Below are 17,269 nucleotides of genomic sequence, written 5' to 3'. Positions count from 1 at the left end.
AACTGCGGCCCCCTTCATTTCAATGCATCTGCACAATCTGCTTGTCCGGCGTACGCCAGATCAGCCGGCTGGTGTCATAGCCCTGCTGACGGGCCTTGGACATCAGGCTCTCGCGCTCCCACACCGGCAGTGTCGGCGTGCGCGACAGGATCCACAGGTACTTGCGGTCCGGGCTGCCGACGATCGCGGTACGGTAGTGATCGTCCACGTACAGGATCCAGTACTCGCCCTTGGCCACGCCCGGTACCAGGCGGGTGAACCAGTTGTCGAACTCGACCCACAGGCGGTCGGTATGCCCCGGTTCCTGGATGTTGGCGTGCCCCTCGGCGCGCAGCCATTCATCCCCCATCGTGCGGCAGCGATTGAGCACGCCGTACGAGCCATCGGGCTTGAGGTTGTAATGCGCTTCAGACTGCGCGCACTCGGCCTGGTACTTCATCGGCAGGCGTGCCAGTTCGTACCACTTGCCCTGATAGCGCTTGAGGTCGACATTACCGGCAGTCTTCGGCGCCAGCGGGTCGGTGGCGGAGGTGGCACAGCCCCCCAGCAGCATCACCAGGCACAGCCCCAGCAGAACGTGCAGACGCCTCATTTGAGGCCCTGCCCGGAGTAGATCAGCACCTTGTCGGCCGCGTACTGCACGCTGATGAAGCTCTTCTCGTCCCCCCAGGTGCAGCTGCTCATGCCCAGCGCGCCGGAGCACTCGGTGGGCGTGCCGAGCAGTTGCTCGACCTCGGCCTTGTTCATGCCGGCCTTGAGCTTGGAATAGTTTTCCTGATTGATCTTGCTGCACGCAGTCAGGACGACGCACAAGGACAACAGGGCGAGGGAACGCAACGACATGAAGGCACACTCCTGGAAAATAGATACAGGCGAGTGGCCTGCAGTGATCTTCGACGGGAAAAACCCTCCCTGGTTCCCTGACGACACCGCTTTAGTCGTACGCCGTTGGTCGGCTGGACCTGCGCAAACGATTAATGTTTTGACGCGCTGCGACGACACAGCGAGCACGCTGTGGCGCATTGCCACAGCGCCCTCCTATGCCTTGCCTTGTGCAGACCAGAAAAATGACCAAGAACCTCAAGTTCAGCCACAAGATCCTGATGGCCGCCGCCCTCGTGGTGGCCGTTGCCTTTACCTGTTTCGTGCTGTTCAACGACTACCGACAACGCCAGTCCCTGCGCAGCGACACGCAGACCAACCTGCAGGACCTGGGCAACCTCACCGCCGGCAACATCCGCAACTGGCTCGACAGCCGCATCCAGTTGCTCGACTCGCTGGCCCAGCAAGTTGCCGTCGATGGGCCGGGCAAAGCCAGCCTGGACCGCAGCCTGGCCTTGCCGGTGTACGGCAAGAACTTCCAGCTCACCTACTTCGGCGGCCAGGACGGCAGCATGCAGTCGGTACCGGTGGGTAACCGCGCCGCCGACTACGACCCGCGGGTGCGGGGCTGGTACAAGGCGGCCAGCGCCAGCGGCCAAACCATTGTCACTGAGCCGTACATCTCGGCCTCGGCCGGCAAACTGGTGATCACCCTGGCTACCCCGGTGCAGCAAGCGGGCCGGCTAATCGGCGTCAGCGGCGTCGACACCGACCTGCAGACCATCAGCAACCTGATCAACGCCCTGAACTTCGACGGCCAGGGCCATGCCTTCATCGTCAACGGCGAAGGCAAGATCCTCATCCACCCCAAAGCCGACCTGGCCCTAAAAACCCTGGCCGACGTCTACCCGCAAGAAACGCCGCGCATCGGCAGCGGCCTGAAGGAAGTCGAAGTCGATGGCCACAAGCAGTTCATCAGCTTCACCCACGTCGACGGTGTGCCGTCGGCAGACTGGTACGTGGCCCTGGTACTCGACCAGGACGCCGCGTTCGCCATGCTGGGTGAACTGCGCACCTCCGCCATCTTCGCCACCTTCATCGCGGTGGTGGCCATCATCGCCCTGCTCGGCCTGCTGATTCGCGTGCTGATGGAGCCACTGCACCTGATGGGCCGTGCCATGCATGACATCGCCGAGGGCGAAGGCGACCTGACTCGGCGCCTGACCATCCACGCCCAGGATGAATTCGGCAGCCTTGGCCTATCGTTCAACCGCTTTGTCGAGCGTATTCACGAGTCGATCCGCGAAGTGGCCTCGGCCACCGGCCAGGTCAACGCTGTAGCCGCCCAGGTGGTGAACGCTTCGAATGCCTCGATCAACAATGCCGACCAGCAGTCCAGCCGTACCAGCAGCGTGGCGGCAGCCATCAATCAGCTGGGCGCCGCCGCCCAGGAAATCGCCCAGAACGCCGCACTGGCCTCGCAACATGCCAGCGAAGCGCGTGGCCTGGCCGAGGACGGCCAGCAAGTGGTCGGGCGCACCATCGATGTGATGAACCAGTTGTCGGCACGGATCAGCGACTCGTGCGGCAACATCGAGACACTCAATGCCCACACCGCCAACATCGGCCAGATCCTCGATGTGATCAGCGGTATTTCCCAGCAGACCAACCTGCTGGCGCTCAACGCCGCGATCGAAGCGGCCCGTGCCGGCGAGGCCGGGCGTGGCTTTGCCGTGGTGGCCGATGAAGTACGCAACCTGGCCCACCGTACCCAGGAGTCTGCACAGCAGGTACAGCGCCTGATCGAGGAGCTGCAGGCCGGCGCGCAAGTGGCGGTCAGCACCATGAACCAGAGCCGTGAGCACAGTGACCACAGCGTGGGGATTGCCAACCAGGCCGGCGAGCGGCTGGGCAGCGTGACCCAGCGCATTGGCGAGATCGATGGCATGAACCAGTCGGTGGCCACCGCCACCGAAGAGCAGACGGCCGTGGTCGAGTCGATCAATGTCGACATCACCGAGATCAATACGTTGAATCAGGAAGGGGTGCAGAACCTGCAGAGCACCTTGCGTGCCTGCACCGACCTTGAGCATCAGGTCGAGCGGTTGAAGCATCTGGTGGGCAGTTTCAGGATCTGAAACGGCTGGGGCCGCGCTGCGGCCCCAAGAATCTAGAACCGAGACCCAGGCTCCAGCAAAAAGTCCATCTCTTCACTGGTACTCGGTCGCCCCAGCACCAGGTTGCGGTGCGGGAAGCGGCCGAAGCGGGCAATCACCCGCTGGTGCTGCTCGGCATAATCGAGGAAGCCTTCGAACAAGCGCCGGTGATCCTCGGGCTGCTCTTCCAGCAGCACCTGGTAACGCTCGACGCACAGGTTCTGCCAGTCCAGCACCTCGGCATGCTCCAGCACCAGCAGCACGAACACCCGCTGGATCGGCAGCAACTGGTAATCCCAGTTTCTCTGCAGGCCCTGCATGGCGACCACCTGAGCCCGCCGGTCACCTTCGAAGGCGCGCGGTGTGTCGCGGTAAAGCATGCGCGGCAGCTGGTCCAGCAGGATCAGCAAGCCGAGCCAACCCTGCGGGCTCTGCTGCCACTCGTCGAGCCCACCCGCCAGGGCGTGCTCGACCAGGTCGCCAAACAACGCCTGGGCTTCGGCATCGTGATGCTTGCCGAACCACAGCGTGCTCTTCTCGTCAGCCACGGCCTGGGGACTGGTGCCCCAACCGAACCACCACTCCAGCAACGGCTGCCAAGGTGCGAGCATGACTTACTCCTTGTGGTAGGCGGTGACGCGCTCAACCTCTTCCTTCGAGCCGAGGATCACCGACACGCGCTGGTGCAGGCCCTCCGGCTTGATGTCGAGGATGCGCTGGTAACCATCGGTGGACACGCCGCCGGCCTGTTCAATGATGAACGACATCGGGTTGGCTTCGTACATCAGACGCAGCTTGCCCGGCTTGCTTGGGTCGCGGGCATCGCGCGGGTACATGAACAGACCGCCACGGGTCAGGATGCGGTGCACGTCGGCCACCATCGAGGCGATCCAGCGCATGTTGTAGTTCTTGTTCAGCGGGCCGGTCTCGCCTGCCAGCAGTTCGCCTACATAGCGCTGCACCGGGGCTTCCCAGTGACGCTGGTTGGACATGTTGATGGCGAACTCGGCGGTGCTTTCCGGCACGCGGATGTTCTCGTGGGTCAGGACGAAGCTGCCCAGTTCGCGGTCCAGGGTGAAGCCCTTGACGCCGTTGCCCAGGGTCAGGATCAGCATGGTCTGCGGGCCATAGATGGCGTAGCCGGCGGCGACCTGCTGGGTGCCTGGCTGCAGGAAGGCGTTCTCGTTCAGGGTTTCGTTCTGGCTCAGGTACTCGTTAGGGCAACGCAGTACCGAGAAGATGGTGCCGACCGACACGTTGACGTCGATGTTGGACGAGCCGTCCAGCGGGTCGAAGACCAGCAGGTAGGCGCCTTTCGGGTACTTGCCCGGGATCTGGTAGGCGTTGTCCATTTCCTCGGACGCCATGCCGGCCAGGTGGCCGCCCCATTCGTTGGCTTCGAGCAGGATGTCGTTGGAGATCACGTCCAGTTTCTTCTGGACTTCGCCCTGCACGTTTTCAGTGCCCATGCTGCCCAGCACGCCGCCGAGGGCGCCTTTGGACACGTGATGGCTGATTTCCTTGCACGCACGCGCCACCACTTCGATCAGGAAGCGCAGATCGGCAGGGGTATTGTTGCTGCGGGTCTGCTCAATCAGATAGCGACTCAGGGTAACGCGGGACATGTATGGCTCCGAAGGATAGGGGGAGATAAAAACCCCCGCAGTTTACAGGGAGAGTTGCGGGCTAGCGAGTGATGAGACTCGCCACGGCTCTCTGACGGCACAATAGGTCGGTAGTTCAGCATGCGCCAGGCCGATGGTCTGGTTATGGGCCCATTCGCGGGCTTGCCCGCGAATGGCCTCACATCAATCCAAAGCCTTCCAGATCTCGCTGGCATATTCACGAATGGTCCGGTCCGAGGAGAACCAGCCCATCCGCGCCGTGTTCAACACCGCCATGCGCCACCACTCCTGCGGTGTGTGCCACAGCTCCTCGACCCGCCGCTGGGCATCCCAGTAGGCATCGAAGTCGGCGCACACCAGGAACCGGTCATAGCCCACCAGCCCATCGATCAGCCCCGCATAGCGTGATGGGTCATCCGGCGAGAACACCCCGCTGCGAATCGCCTGCAGCACATCGCTCAGGCGGCTGGACGCGGCAATCGCCGCATTCGCGCCGAAGTCCCCCGCCTTGCGCCGCGCCTCCACCTGCTGCGCGGTCAGGCCGAAGATGAACATGTTGTCCGCCCCCACCTGCTCGCACATCTCGACGTTGGCTCCGTCGAGCGTGCCGATGGTCAGGGCGCCGTTGAGGCCGAACTTCATGTTGCTGGTGCCCGACGCCTCGTAACCGGCGGTGGAGATCTGCTCCGACAGGTCTGCCGCCGGGATGATGCTTTCGGCAAGGCTGACGTTGTAGTTGGGCAGGAACACCACCTTGAGCAGGCCGCGCACGGTCGGGTCGTTATTGACCACCCGGGCGATGTCGTTGGCCAGCTTGATGATCAGCTTGGCCTGGTGATAACTGGCCGCCGCCTTGCCGGCGAAGATCTTCACCCGCGGCACCCAGTTGCTACCGGGGTCGTTGCGCATGGCCTGGTACAGCGCCACGGTGTGCAGCAGGTTGAGCAGCTGGCGCTTGTACTCGTGGATGCGCTTGACCTGCACGTCGAACAGCGCCTCAGGGTTGACTGTGACGCCCACCCGGTCCTGGATGATGCTGGCCAGGGCGCGCTTGCTGTGCAGGCGCTGGGCGGCGAACTGCTTGCGGAAGCTGGCCTTGTCGGCGAATGGCACCAGCCCGGCCAGGCGCCCCTCGGGGTCGTCCCTGAGCTCCGGCCCGAGTGCCTCGACCAGCATCTCGGTCAACTGTGGATTGGACTGGTACAGCCAGCGGCGGAAAGTGATGCCGTTGGTCTTGTTGTTGATCCGCTGCGGGTAAAGCTTGTGCAGCTCGGCGAACACGGTGCTCTTCATCAGTTTGCTGTGCAGCGCCGACACGCCATTGACGCTGTGCGAACCCAGGAATGCCAGGTTGCCCATGCGCACCCGACGGCCGTTGTCCTCTTCGATCAGCGATACCGCACGCAGCACATCGAAGTCATGCAGGCCTTTGGCGCGCAGGCTGTCGATATGGTAGGCGTTGATCAGGTAGATGATCTGCATGTGCCGCGGCAACATGCGCTCCATCAGCGCCACCGGCCAGGTTTCCAGAGCCTCGGGCAGCAACGTGTGGTTGGTGTAGGCCAGGGTGCCGACCGTCAGTTCCCAGGCAGTGTCCCAAGGGATTTCGTGCTGGTCGACCAGCAAGCGCATCAGCTCGGCCACGGCGATCGACGGGTGAGTGTCATTGAGCTGGATGGCTGCCGCGTCCGGCAGGTTGAGCAGGTTGTCGTGCATGTTCAGGTGCCGGCGCAGCAGGTCCTGCAGCGACGCCGAAACGAAGAAGTACTCCTGACGCAGGCGCAGTTCCTGGCCAGCCTCGGTGCTGTCGGCCGGGTACAGCACCCGCGAGATGCTCTCGGCCCGCGCCACTTCGGCAACGGCGCCGAGGTGGTCACCGGCGTTGAAGCGCTCCAGGTGCAGCTCTTCCAGTGCCCGGGCCCGCCACAGGCGCAAGGTGTTGACGCTGGCGCCGCGCCAACCGACCACGGGCGTGTCGTAGGCTACAGCCCGCACCGTCTCGCCCGGCCACCACACCTGGCGCTGCTTGCCCTGCGTGTCATGCACCGTTTCGACGCTGCCACCGAAGCTGATCGGGTAGATGACCTCGGCGCGCTCGAACTCCCAGGGGTTACCGAAGTCCAGCCAGTTCTCGGTCTGCTCCTGCTGCCAGCCATCGACCACCGCCTGGCGGAACAGGCCATGTTCGTAACGGATGCCGTAACCATGGGCAGCGATGCCCAAGGTCGACATGCTTTCCATGAAGCAAGCCGCCAGACGGCCAAGGCCACCGTTACCCAAGGCGGCATCCGGCTCGAGCAGGCGAATGCGCTCCAGGTCGACGTTCAGGCCTTCAAGGGCATCCCGAGCGATATCCAGCAAGCCGAGGTTGCTCAGGCTGTCGTAGAGCAGGCGGCCGATGAGAAATTCCAGGGAAAGGTAGTAGACCCGCTTCTGGCTGCGTCGATAGGCCCGGCGGGTGTGGTCCATCCAGTGGTCGACCATGTGATCGCGCGCGGCCAGGGCGATGGCTTCGAACCAGTCGTGATCGAAGGCATGCTCCGGGTCCTTGCCGACCGCGTAGGTCAGCTTATCCAGTACAGCAGCACGAAAATCCGCGACTTCGGCGTCACGAGCTTCAGGTTCCTGGGACATGCGGCATCCTCGGGCAAGTTGACGAAAGCGGAGGGAGACTGTTGAGCCTAGACGCTTCGACCAAGAGCGACAGCCAGTGTTCGCGGTTTTCATGAACCTTTGCGCATTCGGTCAAAAGGTTGTTCATAATTTGAACAATTCCGGTATGATCGCGCGCCCCAAGACCGTGATTCACCCCCATAACGATGAAAACGACCCTGATCGCCGCGGCCGAAGTCGACCGCCTGGAGACCTGGCAGCGCTACACCAGCAACATGTGCCATGGCTGCCATTCGACCTGTTGTACCCTGCCGGTGGAGGTGAAGATCAAGGATCTGATCCGCATCGGCGTGGTCGACGAGTTCGAGAAAGACGAACCGCCGAAGAACGTGGCCAAGCGCCTGCAGAAGGAAGGCATCATCGAGCGCTTCAACCAGAAGTCGGGGATCTTCACCCTGACCCGGATGAGCAACGATGACTGCATGTACCTGGATCGCAAGAGCCGCCTGTGCACCATTTATGACAAGCGGCCGGATACCTGCCGCAACCACCCCAAGGTCGGGCCGCGGCCGGGGTACTGTGCTTACAAGCCGAAGGTGGTTGGGCGGTGATCGCCTTTTGATTGGGTGAGGGCCACCGGGCGCATGCCTTGGTTGTGATGGTGTGGCGGACCCATGGTGGCCCACCTGCAACCTCAAGATGATCTGGGCCGCGCACTACCTAAGTGCCCTGGCCAAGGCCCTGCTGGACGACGCCGAACTGGGCACGACCCGCTGAGCATCCCCCAGTCCAAAAAAAACGCCCCCGGCCTTTCGACCGGGGGCGTTTTCATTCAGCCTGGGCTAACTCAGTTCTTGGCTTTCTTGGCAGCGCGGGTACGCTCGCCTTCGTCCAGGATCTTCTTGCGCAGGCGGATCGACTTAGGCGTCACTTCGCACAGCTCGTCGTCCTGGATGAATTCCAGAGCCTGTTCCAGGGTGTGGCGAACTGGCGGAACCAGGGCGATGACTTCGTCCTTGCCCGAAGCACGCATGTTGTCGAGCTTCTTGCCTTTGGTCGGGTTCACGCCCAGATCGTTGTCACGGCTGTTCAGGCCGATGATCTGACCGTTGTAGATCTCCTGGCCGTGTTCAACGAACAGCTTGCCGCGAGCCTGCAGGGTTTCCAGCGAGTAGGTCAGTGCCTTGCCAGTCTCGACCGAAACCAGAACACCGTTCAGACGGCCGGACATCTGGCCCGACTTCATGGTGTCGTAGCGATCGAAGATCGAGGTCAGGATGCCTGCACCGTTGGTCAGGGTCAGGAACTGGTTACGGAAACCGATCAGACCACGGGCTGGAATGTTGTACTCCAGGCGAACACGGCCCTTGCCATCCGGCACCATGTTGGTCAGGTCGCCTTTACGCAGACCCATCTCTTCCATGACCTTGCCCTGGGATTCTTCAGGGATGTCGATGGTGACGTTCTCGAACGGTTCCTGCTTCACGCCGTCGACTTCGCGGATGATCACTTCTGGACGGCCTACGGCCATCTCGAAGCCTTCACGGCGCATGGTTTCGATCAGAACGGACAGGTGCAGCTCACCACGGCCCGATACCTTGAACTTGTCAGGGGAATCGGTTTCCTGAACGCGCAGAGCAACGTTGTACAGCAGCTCCTTGTCCAGACGGTCCTTGATGTTACGGCTGGTGACGAACTTGCCTTCTTTACCGCAGAACGGCGAGTCGTTGACCTGGAAGGTCATCGAAACGGTCGGCTCGTCAACGGTCAGCGGCTTCATCGCTTCTACCGCATCCGGGGCGCACAGGGTGTCGGAGATGAACAGCTCGTCAAAACCGCTGATGCAGACGATGTCGCCAGCCTGGGCTTCCTCGACGTCGACGCGGTGCAGGCCGTGGTGGCCCATCAGCTTGAGGATACGGCCGTTGCGCTTCTTGCCGTTGGTGTCGATGGCGACAACCGGGGTGTTCGGCTTGACGCGGCCACGGGCGATACGGCCAACACCGATAACGCCGAGGAAGCTGTTGTAGTCCAGCGCGGAGATCTGCATCTGGAACGGGCCGTCACGGTCAACGGAAGGCGCTGGTACGTTGTCGACGATCGACTGGTACAGGGCGGTCATGTCTTCGCCCATGGCGGTGTGGTCCAGACCGGCAATGCCGTTCAGGGCCGAGGCGTAAACGACTTTGAAGTCCAGCTGTTCGTCGGTGGCACCGAGGTTGTCGAACAGGTCGAAGATCTGGTCCAGAACCCAGTCAGGACGAGCGCCCGGACGGTCGACCTTGTTGATCACGACGATCGGCTTCAGGCCGGCTTCGAAAGCCTTCTTGGTCACGAAGCGGGTTTGCGGCATCGGGCCGTCCTGGGCGTCGACCAGCAGCAGCACGGAGTCGACCATCGACATTACACGCTCAACCTCGCCACCGAAGTCGGCGTGGCCGGGGGTGTCGACGATGTTGATGTGGTAGCCGTTCCAGTTGATGGCGGTGTTTTTCGCCAGAATGGTAATACCGCGCTCTTTTTCCTGGTCGTTGGAGTCCATGACGCGCTCGTCGTTGAGCTCGTTACGCTCCAGAGTGCCGGACTGACGCAGGAGTTTGTCGACCAGGGTGGTTTTACCATGGTCAACGTGGGCGATGATGGCGATGTTACGCAGATTTTCGATCACAACTGTATCTCGATCAGAGGATTCGGTTGCCGCCAGTGTAGGCGGCGAATATGTACGGTTTGAGGCTCAGCGGGCCCGGTGGTCGGGAGGGCGATGGCGGATGCTGCCGCCATACAGCCCTGGCGTCTTATGTCGGACGATAAACACGCACATTGGCATGTCCCTCACTGAGCAGGTGGTGTGCGTGCAGACGGCTCATCACACCTTTGTCGCAATACAGCAAGTACTGGCGCGTAGGGTCCAGGTGCTTGAACTTGCTGTTGATCGCATAGAACGGCATGGCCTGGACTTCGATACCTTCCAGCGCCAGAGGTTCGTCTTCCTGGGCATCGGGGTGACGAATGTCGATGACGATCTGGCCTGGCAGCGCCTCGGCCACTTCCTCGACTTCGATGTCCTTGCCCAGCTCGTCGATCACATGGTCGATGGAGATGAACTTGGCGCGCTCCAGGGCGCGCTCCAGCACGGCCATGTCGAACTGCTTTTCTTCGTGCTCCATGCGGTGACGCTTGGCATGGGTGGTCGGGTTCACCGAGATCACGCCGCAATATTCCGGCATGTGCTTGGCGAAGTCGGCGGTGCCGATTTCGGTGGCCTGGTCGATGATGTCCTGCTTGTGGCTGGCCAGCAACGGGCGCAGTACCAGCTTGTCGGTGGCCGAGTCGATGATCGACAGGTTCGGCAGGGTCTGGCTGGAGACCTGGGAGATCGCCTCGCCGGTAACCAGCGCGTCGATCTGCAGGCGGTCGGCCATGTGCGCGGCACCGCGCAGCATCATGCGCTTGAGAGTCACGCCCATGTAGCTGTTGTCGACCTTGTTGAGGATCTCGCCGACCACTTCCTCGAACGGCACGCTGATGAACAGCACGCGCTGGCTGCTACCGTACTTTTTCCACAGGTAGTGAGCCACTTCCATCACGCCCAGTTCGTGGGCACGGCCACCGAGGTTGAAGAAGCAGAAGTGGGTCATCAGGCCGCGGCGCATCATCTGGTAGGCCGCCACGGTGGAGTCGAAACCACCGGACATCAGCACCAGGGTCTGCTCCAGGGCACCCAGCGGGTAGCCGCCGATGCCGTTGTGCTGGTTGTGGATCACGTACAGGCGCTGGTCGCGGATCTCCATGCGCACCACGACTTCAGGCGTTTTCAGGTCGATACCGGCGGCGCCGCACTGCTGGCGCAGCTGGCTGCCGACGTAGCGGTCGACGTCCATCGAGGTGAAGTCGTGGTGGCCGCCGCGCTTGCAGCGCACCGAGAAGCGCTTGCCGGCCAGCAGATGGCCGAAGTGGTGCTTGCACTTGGCGACGATGTCGTCGAAGTCGCCCAGCGGGTACTCCTCGACCTGCAGGAAGTGGGTGATGCCCGGAGTGCAGGTGAGGCGCTCGATCATCTCGCGCTGGACCTTCTCGTCTTCGACGCGGGTGACCACCTCGAGATTATCCCAGACACCATCGACCGCGAGCTCAGGATCAAGGTCCTTGAGCACGTTGCGGATGTTCTTGCCGAGCTGGCGGATGAAGCGCTTGCGCACCGGCCGGCTCTTGATGGTGATTTCTGGGAAGACTTTGACGATAAGTTTCATTGGGTTAACAGCGCGCGCAGGGCCTGCCGAAAATGAGGGGCGCAAATTATAGCGGAAATTGCTCAGGTTTTGACCAACTTTTGATCAGAAGGTTTGAGATAAGTGCCAGAGCCGCGATTTGTGGCGCCTGGGAGATCGAGCGCCGCCCGCGCGGCGCATCGCAGGCAAGCCTGCTCCTACATTTGTTTCGGTCCAGTAACGCCTGCCCCATCGCGCGCGAACGCTTTGTTCGTTCCATTCGGTATCGAGGCATGCACGAGGGGGCCGCGCGCGCAGGCTACATGAACGCTGGCCCGAAACAGATGTAGGAGCAGGCTTGCCTGCGATGCGCCGCGCGGGCGGCGCTCGATCTCACGAGCACCACAAAAATCACGACACGCACACTATTGGTGCGCCACCACTAAAATTCGCATCTTAAAGGTGCATTTTTCCGACCTACCCCACCGCCAAATGCCCGCAAACGCCCCTTTTTATCTCGGCCTCGCCATTTTCGGGCACTGGCATGCAATTTGCTCCCTTGTGAGGCAGGTAAGCTTGGCCGACTATCCGCGCCCGGCAACACCCTTTTTCCAGGGCAGCGGCCCACCGCGCCCTAGACCATCCGGAGGACAACATGTCGAAGTCGGTTCAACTCATCAAAGATCATGACGTCAAGTGGATTGATCTGCGTTTCACGGACACCAAAGGCGTTCAGCACCACGTGACCATGCCAGCGCGTGATGCGCTGGACGAAGACTTCTTCGAAGTCGGCAAGATGTTCGACGGCTCCTCCATCGCTGGCTGGAAGGGCATCGAAGCGTCCGACATGATCCTGATGCCGGTCGACGAGACCGCCGTTCTGGACCCGTTCACCGAAGAACCTACCCTGATCATCACCTGCGACATCGTCGACCCGTCGAGCATGCAGGGCTACGATCGCGACCCACGTGCGATCGCCAAGCGCGCTGAAGAGTACCTGAAGAGCACCGGCATCGGTGACACCGTATTCGCCGGCCCAGAGCCAGAGTTCTTCATCTTCGACGAAGTGAAGTTCAAGTCGGACATCTCCGGCTCGATGTTCAAGATCTTCTCCGAGCAAGGCTCGTGGATGTCTGACGCTGACGTGGAAGGCGGTAACAAAGGCCACCGTCCAGGCGTGAAAGGTGGCTACTTCCCGGTTCCGCCGTTCGACCACGACCACGAAATCCGTACCGCCATGTGCAACGCTCTGGAAGAAATGGGCCAGACCGTTGAAGTTCACCACCACGAAGTGGCGACTGCCGGCCAGAACGAAATCGGCGTCAAGTTCAACACCCTGGTGAAGAAAGCTGACGAAGTACAGGCCCTGAAGTACGTCGTGCACAACGTTGCCGACGCTTACGGCCGTACCGCCACCTTCATGCCGAAGCCACTGTACGGCGACAACGGCTCGGGCATGCACGTGCACATGTCGATCTGGAAAGACGGCAAGAACACCTTCTCGGGTGAAGGCTATGCCGGCCTGTCCGAAACCGCCCTGTACTTCATCGGCGGTATCATCAAGCACGGTAAGGCCCTGAACGGCTTCACCAACCCGTCGACCAACTCGTACAAGCGTCTGGTTCCAGGCTTCGAAGCCCCGGTAATGCTGGCCTACTCGGCTCGCAACCGTTCCGCCTCGATCCGTATTCCTTACGTCGGCAGCCCGAAAGCCCGCCGTATCGAAGCACGCTTCCCGGACCCATCGGCCAACCCGTACCTGGCCTTCGCGGCCCTGCTGATGGCTGGCCTGGACGGCATCCAGAACAAGATCCACCCAGGCGATGCTGCCGACAAGAACCTGTACGACCTGCCACCAGAAGAAGCCAAGGACATCCCGCAGGTTTGCGGCAGCCTGAAAGAGGCTCTGGAAGAGCTGGATAAAGGCCGTGCGTTCCTGACCAAGGGCGGCGTGTTCTCCGACGACTTCATCGATGCCTTCATCGAGCTGAAGAGCGAAGAAGAAATCAAGGTCCGCACCTTCGTGCACCCGCTGGAATACGAGCTGTACTACAGCTGCTGATCTGATTGGCGCCTGACGCCAATCTGAATCACCGAAAACGGCCTTCATCTGAAGGCCGTTTTTTGTTTTACGCCCATCCGTTTCAGATGCTTCCTACAAGCAAGGGCTGCCAGACTGCCCACAATCAAATCTCCGACCACAAGGAGATTGCCATGCGCCTGATGCCCTTTCTGCTGTGCTTCATCGTCACCCTTCTCGGCTGCAGCTCCCCCTCACAACCTGAACTCAAGCCGCTGCTCGCGGCAATCGGGCAGCGCCTGGACCTGGCCTACTCGGTGGCCGTGCACAAATGGGACAATGGCCTGCCAGTCGAAGCGCCCGCCCGGGAGCGAGAGGTCCTGCAGCAGGTTCAAGCTGCCGCACACGACTATGGCCTGACTCGCGAACGGGCAGCGGCCTTTTTCGCCGACCAGATCGAAGCCAACAAGATCGTCCAGTACGGCCTGATCGACCGCTGGACAGCACTAGGGCAACGGCCCCCTCAGCACGCACAGGACCTGGCCAAAGAACTGCGTCCGCGCCTGGACATGCTCCAGGCAAGATTGCTGTTCGAACTTGCCGATCTGGACCGCAAACCCTTGCACGATTGCCCTCGCCAGCTGACAGATGCACTGGCCAGGTATGCCAGCGACCCACTCCGCCACACGGCACTGGTCCGCGCAACCGCACAACTGTGCGTGGAACGCTAAGCCCAGCAATGCTCTATATTGGTGCATAAGCTCACCCAGCGCCTCGATCTGCAACCCAAAACAGGTCACTTGAAACGATAAATCAGGGCAATCTGGTCCGAATAAGCGCAATTCCAGGTCTTTATCAGGCAATTACGCTTCTTTTCGGAGCCTTGGTTTGTTTCTTGCATTTTCCTGGACAGAGACTGGCATCAGCGGATCCGCCGCGCGCCCGGCCATGGCCGTGCCATGCCTGACAAGCGCCAAAAGAGGTCAACGACGCCTTATGACCATCAGCGATGCACAGCACCGTCTGCTTCTGGACAACCTGACCACCGCGACGCTCTTGCTCAATGCCGAGCTGCGCCTGGAATACATGAACCCGGCTGCGGAAATGCTCCTGGCCGTCAGCGGCCAGCGCAGCCACGGGCAGTTCATCAGTGAACTGTTCACCGAATCGACCGAGGCGCTCAACTCGCTGCGCCAGGCCGTGGAACAGGCGCACCCGTTCACCAAGCGTGAAGCGCAACTGACCTCGCTGACCGGCCAGGCCATCACCGTCGACTACGCCGTGACGCCGATCCTGCATCAGGGCAATACCCTGCTGCTGCTGGAAGTGCACCCGCGTGATCGCCTGCTGCGCATCACCAAGGAAGAAGCCCAGCTGAGCAAGCAGGAAACCACCAAGATGCTGGTGCGTGGCCTGGCCCACGAGATCAAGAACCCGCTCGGCGGTATCCGTGGCGCTGCGCAGCTGCTGGCCCGCGAGCTACCCGAAGAGGGCCTGCGCGACTACACCAACGTGATCATCGAAGAGGCCGACCGCCTGCGCAACCTGGTCGACCGCATGCTCGGCTCGAACAAGCTGCCGTCGCTGGCCATGACCAACATCCACGAGGTACTGGAGCGGGTCTGCAGCCTGGTCGAAGCCGAAAGCCAGGGATGCATCACCTTGGTGCGCGACTACGACCCTAGCCTGCCGGACGTGCTGATCGACCGCGAGCAGATGATCCAGGCCGTACTGAACATCGTGCGCAACGCGATGCAGGCAATCAGCTCACAGAACGAGCTGCGCCTGGGCCGCATCACCCTGCGCAGCCGCGCCGTGCGCCAGTTCACCATCGGCCATGTGCGCCATCGCCTGGCGGCGCGTATCGAGATCATCGACAACGGCCCGGGCATCCCCGCGGAACTGCAGGACACGCTTTTCTATCCCATGGTCAGTGGGCGCCCGGACGGTACCGGGCTCGGCCTGGCCATTACCCAGAACATCATCAGCCAGCACCAGGGCCTGATCGAGTGTGAAAGCCACGCAGGGCACACCGCCTTCTCGATCTTCCTGCCACTGGAACAAGGAGCCACCGCCTCATGAGCCGAAGTGAAACCGTATGGATCGTCGATGATGATCGCTCCATCCGCTGGGTCCTGGAAAAAGCCCTGCAACAAGAAGGCATGACCACCCAGAGCTTCGACAGCGCCGATGGCGTCATGGGCCGCCTGGCCCGCCAGCAGCCTGATGTGATCATTTCCGACATTCGCATGCCCGGTGCCAGCGGCCTCGACCTGCTGGCGCAGATCCGCGAGCAGCATCCGCGCCTGCCGGTCATCATCATGACCGCCCATTCCGACCTGGACAGCGCCGTGGCGTCCTACCAGGGCGGTGCCTTCGAGTACCTGCCCAAGCCATTCGACGTCGACGAAGCGGTGTCGCTGGTCAAGCGTGCCAATCAGCACGCCCAGGAACAGCAAGGCCTCGATGTGCCGCAGGCCTTGGCCCGCACCCCGGAAATCATCGGTGAAGCGCCGGCGATGCAGGAGGTGTTCCGCGCGATCGGCCGCCTGAGCCACTCCAACATCACCGTGCTGATCAACGGCGAATCGGGTACCGGCAAGGAACTGGTGGCGCACGCCCTGCACCGTCACAGCCCGCGGGCCGCCTCGCCTTTCATCGCCCTGAACATGGCGGCCATCCCCAAGGACCTGATGGAGTCGGAGCTGTTCGGCCACGAGAAAGGCGCCTTCACCGGCGCGGCCAACCTGCGCCGCGGCCGCTTCGAGCAGGCCGACGGCGGTACCTTGTTCCTCGACGAGATCGGCGACATGCCCGCCGATACCCAGACTCGCCTGCTGCGGGTGCTGGCTGATGGCGAGTTCTATCGCGTTGGCGGCCACGTGCCGGTGAAGGTCGATGTGCGCATCATCGCGGCGACCCACCAGAACCTCGAGTCGCTGGTGACGGCCGGCAAGTTCCGTGAAGACTTGTTCCACCGCCTCAACGTCATCCGCATCCATATCCCGCGCCTGGCCGACCGCCGCGAGGACATCCCGTCGCTGGCCCGTCACTTCCTCGGCCGTGCCGCCCAGGAGCTGGCCGTCGAGCCGAAGCTGCTCAAGCCGGAAACCGAGGAGTTCATCCGCAACCTGCCGTGGCCAGGCAACGTGCGCCAGCTGGAGAACACCTGCCGCTGGATCACCGTGATGGCCTCCAGCCGCGAGGTGCTGATCGGCGACCTGCCGCCAGAGCTGCTGAACCTGCCGCAGGACGCAGCACCGGTGACCAACTGGGAACAGGCCCTGCGCCAGTGGGCTGACCAGGCCTTGGCGCGCGGGCAGTCGAACCTGCTCGACAGCGCAGTGCCCAGTTTCGAACGGATCATGATCGAGACCGCGCTCAAGCACACCGCCGGGCGCCGCCGTGATGCGGCGGTGCTGCTGGGCTGGGGGCGCAATACCCTGACTCGCAAGATCAAGGAGCTGGGGATGAATGTGGATGGCGGGGATGATGAAGAGGGTGATGAGCACTGATTAAGCGGTACACCTGCAACATCCCTGGGGCTGCTGCGCAGCCCTTTCGCGACACAAGGCCGCTCCTACAGGAAGACTGCAATCCCCTGTAGGAGCGGCCTTGTGTCGCGAAAGGGCCGCAAAGCGGCCCCAGCCATTCAGCCCCGATGCACCGATCCTGTGCCCGATGCACCTCACGAAGGCACAAAACCCCTCAAAACTCGACCAAATCGCCCTGAAATCCCATATTTCCGGGCTTTTCAAAACTGGCACGCCCCCTGCAATAGCTAATACATATCCAGTTTCGGGGGCCCTGGTACAGGCAGGCCGG

The 17,269-nt window shown here is 62.0% G+C and carries 13 protein-coding genes and 2 pseudogenes; 8 read left to right on the top strand and 7 right to left on the bottom strand.

Features of this window, described 5'->3' with window-relative positions:
• Window positions 1–19: 19 nt before the first annotated feature.
• Together ACIPZ8_RS04795 and bamE are read right to left on the bottom strand one after the other, a co-directional pair.
• On the bottom strand, window positions 20–592 hold the full coding sequence (locus tag ACIPZ8_RS04795; protein ID WP_103446025.1) for a lipocalin family protein: 573 nt from the start codon (window positions 590–592) through the stop codon (window positions 20–22).
• Window positions 589–843: an outer membrane protein assembly factor BamE gene (gene bamE / locus ACIPZ8_RS04790; RefSeq protein WP_027921036.1), complete on the bottom strand. Its 255-nt coding sequence runs from the start codon at window positions 841–843 to the stop codon at window positions 589–591. The genes ACIPZ8_RS04795 and bamE overlap by 4 nt, the downstream gene beginning before the upstream one ends.
• Before the next feature lie 197 nt (window positions 844–1,040).
• Here bamE and ACIPZ8_RS04785 point away from each other — a divergent pair.
• Window positions 1,041–2,105: pseudogene (locus ACIPZ8_RS04785) on the top strand (cache and HAMP domain-containing protein); the annotation flags it as partial.
• A gap of 24 nt (window positions 2,106–2,129) precedes the next feature.
• On the top strand, window positions 2,130–2,960 hold the full coding sequence (locus tag ACIPZ8_RS04780; RefSeq protein WP_400720475.1) for a methyl-accepting chemotaxis protein: 831 nt from the start codon (window positions 2,130–2,132) through the stop codon (window positions 2,958–2,960).
• 32 nt (window positions 2,961–2,992) lie between these two features.
• Here the strand turns inward: ACIPZ8_RS04780 and ACIPZ8_RS04775 are convergent, their stop codons facing one another.
• The 3 genes from ACIPZ8_RS04775 to ACIPZ8_RS04765 form a co-directional block, all read right to left on the bottom strand.
• Complete coding sequence (locus tag ACIPZ8_RS04775) at window positions 2,993–3,589, bottom strand: DUF924 family protein (protein WP_400720041.1); 597 nt, start codon at window positions 3,587–3,589, stop codon at window positions 2,993–2,995.
• Window positions 3,590–3,592: 3 nt separating this feature from the next.
• The gene (locus ACIPZ8_RS04770; RefSeq protein WP_400720039.1) at window positions 3,593–4,603 is read right to left on the bottom strand and encodes a class 1 fructose-bisphosphatase; all 1,011 of its coding nucleotides are present in this window, start codon (window positions 4,601–4,603) and stop codon (window positions 3,593–3,595) included.
• Between the two features lie 183 nt (window positions 4,604–4,786).
• Window positions 4,787–7,237 carry a glycogen/starch/alpha-glucan phosphorylase gene (locus tag ACIPZ8_RS04765; protein WP_400720037.1) on the bottom strand — a complete coding sequence of 817 codons (2,451 nt, stop codon included), beginning with the start codon at window positions 7,235–7,237 and terminating at the stop codon, window positions 4,787–4,789.
• A 185-nt stretch (window positions 7,238–7,422) separates the two neighbouring features.
• Between ACIPZ8_RS04765 and ACIPZ8_RS04760 the strand changes: the two genes are divergently transcribed.
• Window positions 7,423–7,827, top strand: coding sequence for a YkgJ family cysteine cluster protein (locus tag ACIPZ8_RS04760; RefSeq protein WP_003249225.1), 405 nt, complete (start codon window positions 7,423–7,425; stop codon window positions 7,825–7,827).
• An 88-nt stretch (window positions 7,828–7,915) separates the two neighbouring features.
• Window positions 7,916–7,993, top strand: a pseudogene (locus ACIPZ8_RS04755) (DUF3077 domain-containing protein); the annotation flags it as partial.
• Between the two features lie 70 nt (window positions 7,994–8,063).
• Here ACIPZ8_RS04755 and typA read toward each other — a convergent pair.
• Complete coding sequence (gene typA, locus ACIPZ8_RS04750) at window positions 8,064–9,884, bottom strand: translational GTPase TypA (RefSeq protein WP_009681218.1); 1,821 nt, start codon at window positions 9,882–9,884, stop codon at window positions 8,064–8,066.
• A gap of 127 nt (window positions 9,885–10,011) precedes the next feature.
• Complete coding sequence (gene thiI, locus ACIPZ8_RS04745) at window positions 10,012–11,466, bottom strand: tRNA uracil 4-sulfurtransferase ThiI (protein ID WP_159412442.1); 1,455 nt, start codon at window positions 11,464–11,466, stop codon at window positions 10,012–10,014.
• Between the two features lie 613 nt (window positions 11,467–12,079).
• Here thiI and glnA point away from each other — a divergent pair.
• From glnA to ntrC, 4 genes are all read left to right on the top strand, one after another.
• Window positions 12,080–13,486: a type I glutamate--ammonia ligase gene (gene glnA, locus ACIPZ8_RS04740; RefSeq protein WP_294333936.1), complete on the top strand. Its 1,407-nt coding sequence runs from the start codon at window positions 12,080–12,082 to the stop codon at window positions 13,484–13,486.
• A gap of 152 nt (window positions 13,487–13,638) precedes the next feature.
• Window positions 13,639–14,175 carry a chorismate mutase gene (locus ACIPZ8_RS04735; protein WP_400720034.1) on the top strand — a complete coding sequence of 179 codons (537 nt, stop codon included), beginning with the start codon at window positions 13,639–13,641 and terminating at the stop codon, window positions 14,173–14,175.
• 265 nt (window positions 14,176–14,440) lie between these two features.
• Window positions 14,441–15,526 (top strand): nitrogen regulation protein NR(II), encoded by a 1,086-nt coding sequence (glnL, locus tag ACIPZ8_RS04730; protein WP_103446038.1) that lies wholly within the window; start codon window positions 14,441–14,443, stop codon window positions 15,524–15,526.
• Window positions 15,523–16,959 carry a nitrogen regulation protein NR(I) gene (ntrC, locus tag ACIPZ8_RS04725; RefSeq protein WP_400720032.1) on the top strand — a complete coding sequence of 479 codons (1,437 nt, stop codon included), beginning with the start codon at window positions 15,523–15,525 and terminating at the stop codon, window positions 16,957–16,959. The genes glnL and ntrC overlap by 4 nt, the downstream gene beginning before the upstream one ends.
• Window positions 16,960–17,269 lie beyond the last annotated feature (310 nt).

Source organism: Pseudomonas sp. NPDC089422 (assembly GCF_044749405.1).
GTDB lineage: Bacteria > Pseudomonadota > Gammaproteobacteria > Pseudomonadales > Pseudomonadaceae > Aquipseudomonas.
The sequence above is the reverse complement of the archived record's forward strand: the minus strand, read 5'-3'. Positions and strand labels throughout refer to the sequence as shown.